Here is a 14,540-nt window from a genome sequence, read left to right as displayed (position 1 = left end):
GAAATACTGGAACTGTTGATACCCTCGCGCCATGAGTGACCGGCTGGACGAGCTGGAGCGGCGGATCGACGGGCTCCGGGCCGGCGTGCGCAAGGCCATGCGCGTCAAGGACGGCGCGACGGCCCGCGTCCTGCGCGCCGAGCTGCGCGCCGCCGAGCGCGCCTGGGACGCCCTGGTGAGCGGCGAGCAGCCGCGCGGCAGGGCGGAGGGGCCCCGGCTGGTCACCGTGCGCGAGCAGGTGCACCAGGCGCTCGCGCTGCTCGGGGCCGCCGCGCAGCCGCGCCTGGTGGTGGCGGTCAGCGGCGCGTTCTTCGCCGGCACCATCCGCAGCGCCCAGCTCACCAGCCTGCGCCGCGACGAGGAACGCTCGTTCCGGTCCACGCCGCACGGGCGGCCGTACTACCTGTGCGCGGCGCTGACCGACCGCCTCTCCCCCGCCCGCGGCCTGCTGACGCTCAGCACCTGGCCGCTGGAGCGGCGCGTCGTCGGCCCGCTCAGCCCCCGCGTCGACTTCCTGACCTGCGCCATCGCCGTGGCCTCGCACGAATGCGAGGACGAGCGGGCGCTGCGCTTACTGGCGCGGATGGCCAGGAACGTCCCCGGCGCCACGGCCGCCGACCTCGGCCCGCCCGACCGCCGGCGGATCGCCGAGGCGGCCGGGGCCGAGCTGGCCGTGCACGCGGAACGCGACACGCGCGACCGCGCCGAGCTGGCACGACGCGCCACATCCCAGCTCGGTGACGTGGCCAGGCTGTTCGGCGCCGCTACGCTGGGCACGATCAAGGAGGAGACAGCGACGTGAGCGGCTTGAGACGCGAGGACGGCCCGGCCCACCGGCTCGACGCGCTGCGCGGCACGACCCCGCCCAAGCCGCACGACGCCCGGGCGATCGCGGCCCTGGCCGCCAACCCCGGCTGCGCCCGCCGGGCCCTCATGGACGGCGCGGGCGTCGACAAGGACGCCGCCGCCCGCCATCTGGGCTTCCCCGCGCCGTTCGGCCAGTCGCCGTTCGCGATCACCCGCGGGAACGCGTTCGAGGCGCTGGTCAAGGCCGACGGCTGCGCCGAGCTACTGCGCCTGCTGAGGGAGGTGCTCGGCCTGCCGGTCGCCGAGGTGGCCTACCACGACGTGGAGAACGTCGGCGCCCACCTGCGCCACACCCACACCCGGGCCCTGTTCGACCGGGCGGCGCGCGGCAACCAGGACGCCGGCACGCTGTTCGACCACCCGCTGCTCAGCCTGGAGATCGCCGGCCACACCGCCTTCCTCGAACCCGACGTGGTGGCCTTCCAGCTCGGCGGCCGCTTCCATGTGGTCGAGATCAAGTCGTTCGCGGTGGTGGACGGGCAGGCCGACCCCGGCGCGGTGGCCGCCGCCGCCCGCCAGGCCGCGGTCTACGTGCTGGCGCTGCGCACGATGCTGGAGGAGCTCGGGCACGACCCGCGTACCGTCTCCCACGACGTGGTGCTGGTGTGCCCCGAGAACTTCGCCAACCGGCCCGTGGCGACCCTGGTCGACGTGCGCAGGCAGCTCGCCGTGCTGCGCCGTCAGCTCACCCGGATGACCGGCCTCGACCGGCTGCTCGCGGCGCTGCCCGACGACCTCAGCTTCGACCTGCGGCCCGGCGAGGACGGCCGGCCCACCCGCCCGGTCGCCGAACTGACCGACGCGCTGCACAGGACGACCGCCCGCTACGCCCCCGACTGCCTGTCCACGTGCGACCTGTGCTACTTCTGCCGCGACGAGGCCCGCCAGGAGGGCGCCTCCGACCTGCTCGGCCGCCAGGTGCGCGACGAGCTGGGCGGGGTCGCCTCGGTGGCCGAGGCGCTGGGCCTGGCCGACGGCCTGCGCGACCCGGCCGACGGCCAGGAGGAGATCGCCGGCCTGCTCCGCAACGCCGAACGCCTGCGCAGGGAGTGCCTCAGTTGAGCCTGCTCACCTCGCTCGCCCGGCTGCGCGCCCTGCAGGAGGGCATCGCCCAGCCCGTCGCCACGGTCCGCCACTGTCACGTGGGCGCTCGGCCGATGGTGTTCGTCCCGCTCAAGCTGTCGGGCGAGGCCGCCGCGCCGCTGGCCGCCATGCTCGGCACCGACCGCGACCGGCCGCGCCTGCTCGTCGTCGCCCAGCCGCGCAACCGCGACCTGCGCTTCGCCTGGGCCGCCGAGCTGGCCGGGGTGCTGCTGCCGTACATCGAGTCGTTCACCGCCGACACCGAGACGGTGGAGCGCAAGAACGCCGACCCCTACGAGCGGGCCCTCGACGCGCCGCAGCTCGTCGTGCCGAACCAGGCGGGGGTCGCCTTCGCCAGGCTGCTCGGCCGCTCCACGCGCTTCCGCAGGCCCGACGGGCCCTACCCGGTGCCGCCGGAGGTGCCGCTGCTGGGGCGGTGGCTGACGTACTTCGGCGAGCGGGCCGCCTACCCGGGCTCGTCGCTGACGCCGGCCGTGACCGAGGAGCTGGGCCGCCACTGGGCCAGCGGGCAGAGCGCGCTGGAGGACGCCAACCTGGCCGCGCTGCTGTCCTGGATCACCCAGGGGCCCTCCGACGACGCCGAGGATCCGCTGATCTGGCCGCCCGCCGGGCCCGCGACCGATCCCGGCTTCGACGCCGAGGTGCTCGCCCCGGCCATCGAGAGCGAGTCGCCCGAACGGGTCGCCGAGGCGCTGCGCACCCAGCTCGAACCCACCTGGCGGCTGATGTGGCAGGCGCTCGACCTGCTGTCCGGGCTGGAGCCGGGCGCGAGCGTGGCCCAGCGCTGGGAGCAGGACCGCGGCTCGTTCAGTGCCATGGCCGCCCACATCGCCGAGGGCGCGCCGCCGCAGGCCAGACGCGACGGCGCGGTGGCCGCCGCGGCCAAGCTGGCCCGCATGGAACGCGCCCAGGCCGCCTACGACGTGCAGCGCGCCTACGACGACCCGCTGGTGATGGCCGAGTACCGGCTGACCGGTGAGGCGTTCGCCGGCGAGGTGGTCGAGACCGTGCCCGACAACGTCGAGGGCGAGGGCCGCTCGCGCAAGCTGCGTCCGCTGGTGGTGCTCAAGACCGACGACCCGGTGCGCCTGGCGCCCGGCGCCTCGCTCGGCACCCCGGAGCGCCGCGGCCAGGGCGCCGAGCTGGTGGAGGCCCGCGACGGCCTGGTCACCCTGAAGATCACCAAGGGCATGGGCCGGGGGAAGACGCCCGTCCCCGGCGCCGTGCCGGAGGTCGGCGAGCGCGTCTGCTACACCTCGCTGACCGACGACTTCCAGGGCTCGCCGACGCTGCCCGAGGCCGAGGCCACGCCGTGGACGCACGGCGGGCCGCCGCAGGAGTACATCCCCGACGACGAGGACGCGCAGGAGGAATGGTCGTGAGCGAGAGCCCGGAGCAGGTGATCGCGAACGTCCTGGCCGACCTGCCCAGGAACCGCGGCGTCGTGGTCGACTCCCCGCCGGGCGCGGGCAAGTCCACCCTGGTCGTGCGCGCCGCCGCGCACATCGCCGCCACCGGCGAGCCGCTGATGATCGTCGCCCAGACCAACGAGCAGGTCGACGACCTGGTGGCCCGCATCTCCGACAAGCACCCGCACCTGAAGGTCGGACGGCTGTCGGCCGGCGGGTACGTGCCCCACCCGCGCATGCTGGAGCTGGCGGGCGTCACGATCGGCACCAGGATCCAGGACCTGGGCGACCCCGACATCGTCATCGCCACCGCCGACAAGTGGGCGTGGATCTCCGGCCGGGTGTGGCCGTGGGCGATCGTGGACGAGGCGTACCAGATGCGCTCGGACAAGCTGCTGCGCATCGCGGGGCTGTTCGAGCGGGCGCTGTTCGTGGGCGATCCCGGGCAGCTCGACCCGTTCTCGATCATCGACGGCGACCGCTGGTCGGGGCTGTCGTGGGACCCGTTGCAGAGCGCGGTGGCGGTGCTGCTGCGGCACAACCCCGGCCTGCCGGTGCACCGGCTGCCGGTGTCCTGGCGGCTGCCGGCCTCGGCCGCGCCGGTGGTGTCGCAGGCGTTCTACCCGTTCACCGGGTTCCGGTCGGGCACCTCCGAGGGCGACCGGCGGCTGGACCTGACCGCCGGCGGCATGGGCACCGTGCACGACCGGGCGCTGGAGGAGGCCGCCCGGTCGGGCTGGGCGCTGCTGGAGCTGCCCAACCGGCACACCGTGCGCACCGACGGCGAGGCCGTGCAGGCCGTGGCGCTGCTGGCGGCGCGGCTGCTCCAGCGCGGGGCCGTGGCCACCTCCGAGCAGGGCGAGCGGCCGGTGACCGCCGACCGGATCGCGGTCGGCGCGGCCCACCGCGACCAGGTCGCGGCGATCAGGAACGCCGGGCTGCCGCCGGAGATCACCGTGGACACCGCCAACCGCCTCCAGGGCCGCGAGTACGACGTGACGATCGTGCTGCACCCGCTGTCGGGCCGCCGCGACGCCACCGCCTTCCACCTGGAGTCCGGGCGGCTGTGCGTGCTGGCCTCGCGCCACCGGCACGCCTGCGTGATGGTGGCGCGGGCGGGCATCGCCGAGCTGCTGGACGCCCACCCGTCGGCCGAGCCGGTGCAGCTCGGGGTGCCGGTGAAGTTCCCCGACGGCTGGGAGGCCAACCAGTCGGTGCTGGAGCACCTGGCCCGCCACCGGGTCTGACCCCGGAGCCGCACGGGTCAGAGGCGGCGCCGCCACACGTCGATGGCCAGCACGCGGCGCATGCCCGCCGACTCGTACAGGCCCAGCGCGGGGGTGGTGTTGTTGCTGTCCACGTGCAGGATCGTGCCCTTGCGGCCCCTGGCGGCGTCGGCGGCGAAGGCGTGGCGGAGCAGGAAGCGCCCCAGGCCCCGGCCGCGGAAGCCCGGGTGCACGGCGAGCGTGGCGACGTAGCCGCAGTCCTCGTCGGAGACGAACTGGTTGCTGCCGATCAGCACGCCGGCGGGCTGCCCGTCGATCCTGGCCAGGGTGAGCTGGCTCCAGTCGGTGACGCTCTGGGCCTGGCGGCGCTCGTACCAGTGGTCGTAGTCGACCGGGACGAAGCCGAAGTGCTCGGCGAAGCCGAGCTGGTGCACCTGGTGCGCCGCGCGGCGCGTCTCCTCGCTCTCGCCCGTGTGCAGGGTGAGGCCGGGCAGCGGGACGGGCGGCTCGACGGGGGCCGCGTGGTCGACGCGCATGCGGTGGAAGCTGGTGCCGGGCTCGAAGCCCTGCTCCTTGGCGTAGGACTGCTTGTCCTGGTCGTCGCGGTAGATGCCGATGTCGATGGTGACGCCGTCGTGGCCGCGTTCGCCGCCCAGCTCGCGGGCGCGGTCGGTGACCGTACGCCACAGCTCCTCCCGCAGGCCCGTCAGGCCGGCGCGGGTGATGACCTCGATGTTGACCAGGTCGCTGTCGCCCACCCGGCACGCCCAGGCCCACCCGGTCAGCAGGCCGGTCTCGTCGCGGGCCAGCCAGCCGTCCCTGTCGAGGTCGAAGCCCGGCTCGACCAGCTCGTCGGCGACGTCGTCGAGGGTCATGTCGGGCGACCCGATGACCTCGGTGTCGTAGGACGCGACCAGCTCGTGGATGTCCGCGGCGTCGTCCACCCGGGGGCGGCTGAAGGTGTGCATGGGGCCGATTGTGCACATATGCCCGCCCCCGCGCCTCCCATTTTTCCGGTGGTGGCTAAGCTGGGCGGGTGGTCGACAGAAAGCCGCTGCACATCGAGGTCGCCACGCCGGGCGCGACGACCGTCTCGCTCGCACTCAGCGGCGACCTCGACTACGAGTCCGTGAGCCGGCTGGCCGAGCTCTCCGTCCCCGCGGGCTGCACCGCGATCGACGTCGACCTGTCCCGGCTGACCTTCGTCGACTCCTCCGGCCTGGCCGGGCTCGTCCGCCTCCAGTTGCAGGCCGCGGACGCCGGCGCCGTCGTACGGGTGGTGGCGCTGACGCCCTATCTGCGCAGCCTGTTCCTGCTGACGGCGATCGACCGGCTGTTCACCCTGCCGCCGGACTGACCGCCTCCGCCCTTAGTTGATCTTGCTTACTTGCCGACCGGCAAGCCTAGAATAGGCGGGACATCAACTTGCCGACCGTCAAGTCGAAACAGGTGCGAAGTGCGGGAAGACACGCGGGCGCGGATCCAGGAGATCGCGCTGAGGCTCTTCACGGAGCAGGGTTACGAGGCGACCTCGCTGCGCGAGATCGCCGAAGAGCTGGGCGTGACCAAGGCCGCGCTGTACTACCACTTCAAGACCAAGGACGACATCGTCGGCAGCCTGGTCGACCTCCGGGTGGCCGAGCTCCAGGAGCTGCTCGACTGGGCCAGGAGCATGCCCAAGACCCCCGAGACCCGCCGCGAGCTGCTGGCGCGTTACGCCGAACGCCTCCGCCAGCCCCGCTACCTGGCCGTCGCCCGCTTCCTGGACAGCAACCAGACGGCCATGCGCAGCCATCCCAAGCTCGCCAAGATGCGCGACACGATGATGGAGCTCACCGCCGAGATGAGCGAGCCCGGCGCCACCCCCACCGAGCGCGTCAGCCGGTCGCTGGCGCTGTTCGCGCTGCACGCGGGCAAGTGGCTGACCATGGCCGGCGAGGGGCTCACCGACGAGGAGATCGACAAGGCGTGCATGGAGGTGGCGCTGCGGCTTCTGGAGCAGTAGCCGCCCTCCCGGGCTCCTGATGCCACAACGGACGATTGGCGCCCGGGATCCGGGGAAGAAGGCTCGCACGCATCCAGACGGGAGGAGACGCAGTGGAGGCGACGATAGCGCTCCGACTGCCCAGGGATGCGGCGAGCGTCCCGCTGATCAGGAAGATGCTGGACGGCACGCTGCGGTCGCTCGGCGTCGAGGCCCAGGTACGCGACGACATCGAGCTGATGCTGACCGAGGCGTGCGCCAACGTGGTCAAGCACGCGGCTCCCAGTGACGACTACACCGTCAGCGCCTGCGTGCGCGACGATCTGTGCGTCATCAAGGTCGTCGACACCGGGGGCGGTTTCGACCCGCACAAGGTGCTCGAACCCGGCCCGGGGGCCGAGCACGGCAGAGGACTGCAGATCATGCGCGCGCTCGCCGACGACATCCGGTTCACCAACGTCCGCGAGAACGGCGCGATGGTCTGCCTCGAGAAGAGGCTGCGCTTCACCCCAGGGGCGGCGGGGCAGCATCTCATCGCCAGGTGACCCGCACGAAAGGGGCCGGGGCCGCCGCTCTTCGCGGCGGCCCCGGCCCCTTTCTCACTGTTCTCTCACTGTTGGCTGCCGGGAACGGCGGTCATCGTGAGGTGAGACCGGAGGGCCTGCGAAGGCGGGCGCTACGGCCGGGACGGCTCACGTCGGGCCGCCGGTCGCCCCCGCGGACCACGGGGGCGAGGCGGATGCGGCGGCTCACCAGGGGCGTGCCGCCGCTCAGCTTCGCCCGCAGCCGCGCGGGCATCTCGGGGGCGCTGAACTTCAGCGGCAACCGTGCCCCGCGGCCGGACAACCGCCGCCACAACGTGTGCCAGTCCACCAACGTTCCGGCCAGCGCCGCCAGCACCAGCATCGCGACCACCGCGATGACCAGGACGGCCAGGACGATGAGGACGAAGACGATCACCAGGGAGCCGATCGTACCGAGGACTGTCAACATTGGGCAAAAAGTGCCCGCTCACCAGCAAACTATGCCGATTTTCTGGGATATATCGGCCTTACTCGGCAATTCCAGTGGACTGGTCCAGTCGTCCCGGCAGGACGTCGAGCCGGCGCAGTATCACGCCCTCGCGCAGCGCCCACGGGCACACCTCCAGCCGGTCCACCTCGAACAGGTCCATCGCCGCGTCGGCCACCAGCGCCCCGGCGGCCAGCTGGGCCGCGCGCCCCTCGGACACCCCGGACAGCTCGGCCCGCTCGGCGGACGTCATGCCGGTCAGCCTGGCCGCCCAGCGGGCCATGTCCTCGCGCGAGAGCGCGCGCGAGACGTACGCGCCCTCGCTGGTCGGGGCGGCCCCGGAGATCCTGGCGAGCTGCTTGAAGGTCTTGGAGGTGGCCACGGCGCGGTCCGGCTCGCCGTACCTGGCGACGTCGCCGACCGTGCGGGCGATCTCCGTACGGACGTGCCTGCGCAGCTTGCGCACCTCCTCGGCGGACGGCGGGTCGCCGGTGAACCAGTCGCGCGTCAGGCGTCCGGCGCCCAGCGGCAGCGACACGGCCACGTCGGGCTCCTCGTCCACCCCCGCGGCGATCTCCAGCGAGCCGCCGCCGATGTCGAAGGCCAGCAGCCGCCCGGACGACCAGCCGAACCACCGGCGCACCGCGAGGAACGTCAGCCGGGCCTCGTCACGCCCGGACAGCACCGCGATGTGCACGCCGCAGCGCTTGTCGATCTCGGCCAGCACCTGCTCGCCGTTGGCCGAGTCGCGCACCGCCGAGGTGGCGAAGGCGAGCAGGTCCTCCACCCCCTTGTCCTCGGCCAGGCGCACGGCCTCCTCGACGAACGCGCCGAGCCGCTCGATGCCCTCGGGGGCGAGCCTGTTGTCCGCGCCCAGGTACTGCGTGAGGCGCAGCTCTTCCTTGTGGGAGTAGGCGGGCATGGGCCGCGCGCCCCGGTGGGCGTCGACGACGAGTAAATGGACGGTGTTCGAGCCGATGTCCAGCACGCCTAGTCGCATGGGAAAACGCTACCGGTCTGCGGCTTTTCGGGCGAAGCCGACTCCGGCCCGGCCGAGCGGGGCGGACCCGGCCAGCCACGCGGCCCGGACCCGGGACGGCCGCGTCTTCGTACGCATGTTCAGGGGACTACCCTTCCCATGGTGACATGACACGTTTGGGGGGTTTCGTGAGCGCGTGCTGTGGTCCGAGCAGAGGGGCCGCCGCCCCGCCGCGCCAGGTCGAGGTGATCACGCGGCGGACGGCGCCGCGCGGCATGGTGCGCATCCCCGGCGGCGCCTTCCTCATGGGCGGGGACGACCCCGACGGCCGCCCGGAGGACGGCGAGGGCCCGGTGCGCGAGGTACGCCTCGACCCGTTCATGATCGACCCGGCCTGCGTGACGAACGCCCAGTTCGCCACCTTCGTCAAGGAGACCGGGTACGTCACCGAGGCCGAGCGCATCGGCTGGTCGTTCGTGTTCGCGCAGTTCGCCAAGGCCGGGATCATGGACGCGAGCGTGCCGCAGGCCCCCTGGTGGACGGGCGTGGAGGGCGCGACGTGGCGCTCCCCCGAGGGGCCCGGCTCGACGGTCGGCGATCGGCAGAACCACCCGGTCGTGCACGTGTCGTGGAACGACGCCAACGCCTACGCCGCCTGGGCGGGCAAGCGCCTGCCGACCGAGGCCGAGTGGGAGATGGCCGCCCGCGGCGGTCTCGAACGCGCCCGCTACCCCTGGGGCGACGAGCTGACCCCCAAGGGACGGCAGCGGTGCAACATCTGGCAGGGCCACTTCCCGACCGCGCCGAGCAAGGGCACGATGCCGGTCAAGTCGTTCCAGCCGAACGGCTACGGGCTCTACAACGTCTCGGGCAACGTCTGGGAGTGGACGGCCGACTGGTGGGGCACGGCGTGGGAGCCGTCCGCCGACAACCCGGCCGGTCCGGCGGACGGGACGGCCAAGGTGATCCGGGGCGGGTCGTACATGTGCCACGATTCCTACTGCAACCGCTACCGGGTGGCCGCGCGCACGTCGAACACGCCCGACAGCTCGACCGGGCACACGGGCTTCCGCTGTGCGGCCATAGTCTGATCGCATGTCACGAACCCTGCGACTGTTGATCACCGGCGGCGGCACCGGCGGTCACACCTATCCGGCCCTGACGACCCTGTCGGCCGTCCAGCGACGTCAGGTGCCGCACGACGTGCTGTGGGTGGGCACCGAGAACGGCCTGGAGGCCCGCATCACGGCCGAGCACGGCATCCCGTTCAAGGCGATCACCACGGGCAAGCTGCGCCGCCGGCCGAACATCAAGGAGCTCGGCACCAACATCGCCGACGTGTTCCGCATCCCCGTCGGGGTGTTCCAGGCCGTGGGGCACGCCGCCCGCTACCTGCCCGACGTGGTGCTGTCCACCGGCGGGTACGTGGCGGTGCCGATCGGCGTGGCGGCCAAGCTGATCCGCCGTCCGCTGGTCATGCACGAGCAGACCACCGTGGTGGGCCTGGCCAACCGTATCCTGGCCAGGCTGGCGACCCGGATCGCGCTGTCGCACGAGTCGTCGCTGGAGTACCTGCCGCCCTCGGCGCGGGCCAAGGCCGTGGTGACGGGCAACCCGGTGCGGCCGGAGCTGCTGCAGGGCAACCGGGCGGCGGCCTACGACCTGTTCGGGCTGACGTTCGAGGTGCCGCTGATCTACGTGACCGGCGGGGCGCAGGGCAGCAAGCAGATCAACACGCTGATCGCCGAGATCCTGCCGCGGCTGCTGCCGCACGCGCAGGTCGTCCACCAGTGCGGGCCGGCCTGGATCGACCAGATGCGGGCGGTCGAGGTGCCGCCCGGCCTGGCCGACCGTTACCACCCGGTGCCGTACGTGGGGACCGAGTTGCCCGACCTGTTCGCCGCGGCCGACGTGGTGATCTCGCGCAGCGGCGCGGGCACGGTGTCGGAGCTGACCGCGATCGGCAAGCCGTCGCTGCTGATCCCGCTGATCCCGACCGGCGGCGACGAGCAGCGCAAGAACGCCGGCTACCTGGTCTCGGCGGGGGCCGCGCGGGCGCTGCTGGAGCCGCGTCCGACGGCGGAGGACCTGCTGGCCGAGCTGATGCCGATGCTGGCCGATCCGGGGCTGCGCGCGGCGATGGGGCAGGCGGCGGGCAAGCTGGGCCGCCTCGACGCCGCCGACGCCCTCTGCGACCTGCTCCTGGAGGCCGCCCACGGCGGCCAGGGCGGGCCCGGCTTCGGAGGTCAGGGCGCGGGCGGGCAGCGCTTCGGGGGGCAGGGGACGGCCGGTCACGGGCCGGGCGGGCCGGGCTCCAGGTAGCGGAAGGCCTCGTGGGCGGAGCTGACGCTCCGCCTCAGCGCCTGGTCCAGGCGGTCGGCGTCCTCGGTCAGGCGGGTCAGCTCGTCCGTCGTGGCCTCGTCGGCGCCGGTCTCGGCGACGAGCTCCTCGTACTCGTGCAGCCGCGCCCGCAGCTCGGCGATCTGCTGCCGGGCCCGGTAGGCGCGTTCGGCCTCGGCGACGTTGGCGGCGTACCGTTCCAGGGCCTCCACCCGGCCCAGGACGGCGTGCTCGCTGCTGTCCAGCGCCTTGGTGAGGGGTTCGGCCACGGCCGCCACCTCGGGCGTGCTCTCCCCCGACAGGGTCTGCCGGTGCCTGGCGCGCAGCCCGGACAGCTTGGCCAGCAGGCGGGCGATCTCCCACTCCTGGGCGGGCAGCATCACCGCGTTGCGCACGTCGTCCAGCAGCCCTTCGGCGTTGACCCGCGACTGCGACACCGCGGCGACCGCCCGCTGGGCCCGGCGCAGCAGCCTGCGCGAGGGCTCGTCGAGGTCGTCGATGAGCACGTACCGGCCCTCGTGGCGGGCCGCCTGCGCGTGGACCCGCCGCTCGTGCTCGGCCTCCTCGCCCTCCGGCGTCTCGGTGCGGACGAACGTCACGATCATCAGCGGGACGGCGAGGAGCACGAGTAACAGCGGCCCCAGGGATCGGCCGAGCCCGCCGACACCGAGGAGCAGGCCGAGGCAGACGGTCGCCCCGCACACCGCGCCGAGCCGCCAGTACGGCGCGGCGGCCAGGCTCGGGCCGGAACGGTCCGGGACCCACCCCCTGCGCGCCCTGATCAGCAGCCGCCGGTTGTCCCGCAGCAGCCGCGCGTCGGCCGGCGGCAGGGCGGGGTCGACGATCACGTCCGCCATGATGTCGGATCGGATGGGGATTCACCTCCTGCGAGGGCGGAGCGCCTCCCGCGTGTGCCACATGGTCCGATGTCAGCTCTCCAGGTACCGGAACGCCTCGTGCGCCGACCGCACGCTGCGCCGCAGCACCTGCTCCAGCTGGTCGGCGTCCTCGGCGAGCCGGTCGATCTCCGGCACGGCCAGCGCGTCGGCGCCGGTCTCGGCCAGCAGCTCCTCGTAGCGCGGCAGGCGCGCGCGCAGTTCCTCGATCTGGCCGCGGGCGTGGTAGGCGCGTTCGGCCTCGGCGACGTGCTCGGCGTAACGTTCCAGGGCCTCGACGCGGGCGATCATGGCGGCCTCGCTGGTGGCCAGGGCCCGGTCCAGCGGCTCGATCACCGCGGCCACCTCGGGGGCGATGCCCCGGGACAGCAGGGCCTCGTGCTCGGCGCGTAAGGCCGACAGCTTGGCCAGCAGGCGGGCGATCTCCCACTCCTGGGCGGGCAGCATCACCGCGTTGCGGGCGCCGTCGAGCAGCCCCTCGGCGTTGACGTGCGAGCGCAGCACCGAGCCGATGGCCCGCTGCGCCCTGGTCAGCACGTCGGCGGCGTCCTGGTCGAAGTCCTCGGGCAGCAGGTAGCGGTCGCGGAACGGGCGGGCCCGCTCGTACACCTCGCGGTCGCGCGAGCGGTCGTGCTCGGGCAGCTCGCTCATCGAGGCGATCTTGACCAGGACGACGAAGACGAACGCCCCCAGCAACGTGAACCCGGCGGCCGGGTGCGACCAGGCCAGCAGCACGGTCATGAGCGCGACCACCGCGGGCGTGGCGGCCAGCAGCGCGACGCTGGAGACGTTCCTGAACCGGTCCGGACGCACGTCGGCCGGCGGCACCCAGCCCGACCGCATCCTGGACAGCAGCGGAGCGTTGGCCCGCAGCAACCCCGCGACCTCCGGAGGAACCCCCGGCTCGACGACCACACCCACGCTCTGTCCCGGCACCTTGGCGCCCCCAACGCTCGTGATGCAGTGGATATTACGTATTTTTTCGCAAGGATGTCAGCCTCCGCGGGGTCAGGACGGGAAACCACCAGGCCCGCTCCCCCAGCACCTCCATGACCGCGGGCACCAGCACCAGGCACACCCACCGTGGCGTCGAGCAGCACCGCGACGGCCGACTACGCAGGTCCGCGGCGCGCAGCGCGATCGTCCTCATGCCGGGACGGTAGTGCCCTCCTGCTCCGCGCGACACCGCCGTCGCCGTACGCCGGCTACGGCGAGCGCGGCGGACACGCAGGCGAAGGGGATGGCCGGCAGGACGTAGCGGTGGTCGAAGTCGAGGGCGGCCACCGGGGCGAGGAGCAGGAACGCCGCCATCGTCCACGGCAGCAGGGCGGCGCGGCGGCGTCCGGCCGAACCCAGGCCGCCGATCAGGAGCAGCACGCCGAAGGCCGTGCCGTGCAGGAACCACGGGTAGGGGTAGGCGGCCAGGATCGAGGCGTACGGCTCGACGGAGGTCATGCCGCGGATGCCGGGGTCGTACTCGGAACGCACCTTGGCGACGAGGGCCTGCTGCTCGGGCAGCGACCAGGAGCCGCGCGGGAAGGTCGTGGACGGGCTCATCCGGCGCGGGTGGGCGACCGGCTGCCAGGTGAAGGCGAGTGAGGTGTCGCGGGCCACCTCGCGCAGGTAGTCCAGCGGCTGGGCGGCGATGGCGCGCAGGGCGAAGGACCTGGCCAGGTCGTTGTAGGCGAACCGGTCGCCGGGGAGCCGGTTGAGGGACGCGCCGGGGGCCCAGACGTACTCGGAGGCGGCGTCGGCGACGGTGCCGTTCGGGCAGAGCGGGGCCTCGGCGGGCGGCGGCTCGATGATCGAGCAGTCGGCGAAGGTCATGGTACGGGCCCACAGGGCGACGCCGTCGGAGCCGCTGAGGGCGAAGCGGCCGTGATGCTGGGCGTACCAGCCGGCGTAGGCGGCCAGCGGGAGGGCGCCGGCCAGCAGCAGCGCGGCCACCCGCCGCCAGGGCGCGCGGCGCAGCATCAGCCACCCGGCGGCCAGGGCGATCAGCGGCACGGCCGCGGTCCTGGTCAGCCCGGCGAGCGCGAGCAGCAACCCCGCCACCGCCGCCGCCCGCACCGACGGCACGCCCGGCCACAGCCCCCCGGACGGGCCGTGGCGCCACATGAGGACCGCCAGCGCGGCGATGATCAGGAAGATGACCTGGAGGTCCGACAGCACGGCGTGCTCCAGCCGGAGGAGGGCCGGGTCGAACAGCACCGGCACGGTCGCCAGGGTCGCCCCCCAGCCGGGCAGCGAACGGCGGCGCAGCAGCGCGTAGATCATGACGCCGATCCCGAGGCCCATCGCGTGCTGCACCCCGGCGACCAGCTCGACGCTGTGGAAGGGCCGCAGCGCCCACAGGAACCACGAGTACCCGGCGGGGTGGAAGGCCGCCTGGGGCCGCAGGTGCACGGCGGTGTCGAGGTAGGTGAAGGAGTCGTACCAGTAGAGCTGCGCGGTGTCGTAGCCGAGCATGACCAGCACGCGCAGCGCGGCGGCCAGGGCCAGTGCGCAGGCGAACAGTCCGTGGCCGGGCAGGCGGCGCGCGGCGGGCGCGTGCGGGCGCGTCCGCGCCAGAGTGACTGCCATGGACTTCTCCCCCGTCGGCGACCGGGCCGGTCCCGGTCGTTCGGAGGGCAGTCCAGCGATCCGCCGATAACCTTGGCGTCACCTGAAATGGTTATGCCCGCGTTATGAGGTCTGGTCCAGACTTGGGGCATTTCGTGATCT

15 protein-coding genes are annotated in these 14,540 nt (G+C 73.4%); 9 read left to right on the top strand and 6 right to left on the bottom strand.

The features are described 5' to 3' along the window. Positions 1 to 31: 31 nt before the first annotated feature. The 4 genes from ACIA8R_RS28925 to ACIA8R_RS28910 are packed head-to-tail and all read left to right on the top strand — an operon-like array spanning position 32 to position 4,627. Positions 32 to 802 carry a hypothetical protein gene (locus ACIA8R_RS28925; protein WP_364088316.1) on the top strand — a complete coding sequence of 257 codons (771 nt, stop codon included), beginning with the start codon at positions 32 to 34 and terminating at the stop codon, positions 800 to 802. Beyond that, the gene (locus ACIA8R_RS28920) at positions 799 to 1,929 is read left to right on the top strand and encodes a hypothetical protein (protein ID WP_397041350.1); all 1,131 of its coding nucleotides are present in this window, start codon (positions 799 to 801) and stop codon (positions 1,927 to 1,929) included. The genes ACIA8R_RS28925 and ACIA8R_RS28920 overlap by 4 nt, the downstream gene beginning before the upstream one ends. Continuing rightward, entirely contained in the window at positions 1,926 to 3,353 is a 1,428-nt protein-coding gene (locus ACIA8R_RS28915; RefSeq protein ID WP_397041349.1) for a hypothetical protein, read from the top strand. Before ACIA8R_RS28920 ends, ACIA8R_RS28915 begins: the two co-directional genes overlap by 4 nt. Beyond that, positions 3,344 to 4,627 carry an AAA family ATPase gene (locus ACIA8R_RS28910; protein ID WP_364088312.1) on the top strand — a complete coding sequence of 428 codons (1,284 nt, stop codon included), beginning with the start codon at positions 3,344 to 3,346 and terminating at the stop codon, positions 4,625 to 4,627. Before ACIA8R_RS28915 ends, ACIA8R_RS28910 begins: the two co-directional genes overlap by 10 nt. Before the next feature lie 17 nt (positions 4,628 to 4,644). Here the strand turns inward: ACIA8R_RS28910 and ACIA8R_RS28905 are convergent, their stop codons facing one another. Then, on the bottom strand, positions 4,645 to 5,574 hold the full coding sequence (locus ACIA8R_RS28905; protein ID WP_397041348.1) for a GNAT family N-acetyltransferase: 930 nt from the start codon (positions 5,572 to 5,574) through the stop codon (positions 4,645 to 4,647). Positions 5,575 to 5,642: 68 nt separating this feature from the next. On the opposite strand from ACIA8R_RS28905, the gene ACIA8R_RS28900 reads away from it, so the two are divergent. From ACIA8R_RS28900 to ACIA8R_RS28890, 3 genes are all read left to right on the top strand, one after another. Then, positions 5,643 to 5,963: an STAS domain-containing protein gene (locus ACIA8R_RS28900; RefSeq protein ID WP_357704772.1), complete on the top strand. Its 321-nt coding sequence runs from the start codon at positions 5,643 to 5,645 to the stop codon at positions 5,961 to 5,963. A gap of 99 nt (positions 5,964 to 6,062) precedes the next feature. Then, entirely contained in the window at positions 6,063 to 6,611 is a 549-nt protein-coding gene (locus ACIA8R_RS28895) for a helix-turn-helix domain-containing protein (protein ID WP_364088306.1), read from the top strand. Positions 6,612 to 6,703: 92 nt separating this feature from the next. Then, on the top strand, positions 6,704 to 7,135 hold the full coding sequence (locus ACIA8R_RS28890) for an ATP-binding protein (RefSeq protein WP_357704768.1): 432 nt from the start codon (positions 6,704 to 6,706) through the stop codon (positions 7,133 to 7,135). 91 nt (positions 7,136 to 7,226) lie between these two features. Here ACIA8R_RS28890 and ACIA8R_RS28885 read toward each other — a convergent pair whose 3' ends face one another. Together ACIA8R_RS28885 and ACIA8R_RS28880 are read right to left on the bottom strand one after the other, a co-directional pair. Then, positions 7,227 to 7,583 (bottom strand): hypothetical protein, encoded by a 357-nt coding sequence (locus ACIA8R_RS28885; protein ID WP_357704766.1) that lies wholly within the window; start codon positions 7,581 to 7,583, stop codon positions 7,227 to 7,229. Between the two features lie 58 nt (positions 7,584 to 7,641). Next, a complete protein-coding gene (locus tag ACIA8R_RS28880) occupies positions 7,642 to 8,601 on the bottom strand; it encodes a Ppx/GppA phosphatase family protein (protein WP_364088303.1) in 960 nt (319 codons plus the stop codon). A gap of 254 nt (positions 8,602 to 8,855) precedes the next feature. Here ACIA8R_RS28880 and ACIA8R_RS28875 point away from each other — a divergent pair, with 254 nt between their 5' ends. Both ACIA8R_RS28875 and ACIA8R_RS28870 read left to right on the top strand, forming a co-directional pair. After that, positions 8,856 to 9,671 (top strand): formylglycine-generating enzyme family protein, encoded by an 816-nt coding sequence (locus tag ACIA8R_RS28875; RefSeq protein ID WP_397041478.1) that lies wholly within the window; start codon positions 8,856 to 8,858, stop codon positions 9,669 to 9,671. 4 nt (positions 9,672 to 9,675) lie between these two features. After that, the gene (locus tag ACIA8R_RS28870; RefSeq protein ID WP_364088299.1) at positions 9,676 to 10,902 is read left to right on the top strand and encodes a UDP-N-acetylglucosamine--N-acetylmuramyl-(pentapeptide) pyrophosphoryl-undecaprenol N-acetylglucosamine transferase; all 1,227 of its coding nucleotides are present in this window, start codon (positions 9,676 to 9,678) and stop codon (positions 10,900 to 10,902) included. Here the strand turns inward: ACIA8R_RS28870 and ACIA8R_RS28865 are convergent. The 3 genes from ACIA8R_RS28865 to ACIA8R_RS28855 form a co-directional block, all read right to left on the bottom strand. Continuing rightward, positions 10,872 to 11,768, bottom strand: a complete 897-nt coding sequence (locus ACIA8R_RS28865) for a hypothetical protein (RefSeq protein WP_397041347.1) — start codon at positions 11,766 to 11,768, stop codon at positions 10,872 to 10,874. The genes ACIA8R_RS28870 and ACIA8R_RS28865 overlap by 31 nt on opposite strands. Positions 11,769 to 11,849: 81 nt before the next feature. Beyond that, complete coding sequence (locus ACIA8R_RS28860; protein ID WP_364088294.1) at positions 11,850 to 12,737, bottom strand: hypothetical protein; 888 nt, start codon at positions 12,735 to 12,737, stop codon at positions 11,850 to 11,852. A 225-nt stretch (positions 12,738 to 12,962) separates the two neighbouring features. Then, positions 12,963 to 14,399 carry a hypothetical protein gene (locus tag ACIA8R_RS28855; protein WP_397041346.1) on the bottom strand — a complete coding sequence of 479 codons (1,437 nt, stop codon included), beginning with the start codon at positions 14,397 to 14,399 and terminating at the stop codon, positions 12,963 to 12,965. Between the last annotated feature and the right edge of the window lie 141 nt (positions 14,400 to 14,540).

Source organism: Nonomuraea sp. NPDC051191 (assembly GCF_044455665.1).
In the GTDB taxonomy this organism is placed as follows: Bacteria; Actinomycetota; Actinomycetes; order Streptosporangiales; family Streptosporangiaceae; genus Nonomuraea.
The sequence above is the reverse complement of the archived record's forward strand: the minus strand, read 5'-3'. Positions and strand labels throughout refer to the sequence as shown.

Excerpts from the sequence above, each read along its gene's own strand:
- ACIA8R_RS28880 (WP_364088303.1), bottom strand. The coding sequence starts at position 8,601 with ATGCGACTAGGCGTGCTGGACATCGGCTCGAACACCGTCCATTTACTC.
- ACIA8R_RS28875 (WP_397041478.1), top strand. The coding sequence starts at position 8,856 with ATGGTGCGCATCCCCGGCGGCGCCTTCCTCATGGGCGGGGACGACCCC.
- ACIA8R_RS28925 (WP_364088316.1), top strand. The coding sequence starts at position 32 with ATGAGTGACCGGCTGGACGAGCTGGAGCGGCGGATCGACGGGCTCCGG.
- ACIA8R_RS28885 (WP_357704766.1), bottom strand. The coding sequence starts at position 7,583 with ATGTTGACAGTCCTCGGTACGATCGGCTCCCTGGTGATCGTCTTCGTC.
- ACIA8R_RS28855 (WP_397041346.1), bottom strand. The coding sequence starts at position 14,399 with ATGGCAGTCACTCTGGCGCGGACGCGCCCGCACGCGCCCGCCGCGCGC.
- ACIA8R_RS28870 (WP_364088299.1), top strand. The coding sequence starts at position 9,676 with ATGTCACGAACCCTGCGACTGTTGATCACCGGCGGCGGCACCGGCGGT.
- ACIA8R_RS28905 (WP_397041348.1), bottom strand. The coding sequence starts at position 5,574 with ATGCACACCTTCAGCCGCCCCCGGGTGGACGACGCCGCGGACATCCAC.
- ACIA8R_RS28910 (WP_364088312.1), top strand. The coding sequence starts at position 3,344 with ATGGTCGTGAGCGAGAGCCCGGAGCAGGTGATCGCGAACGTCCTGGCC.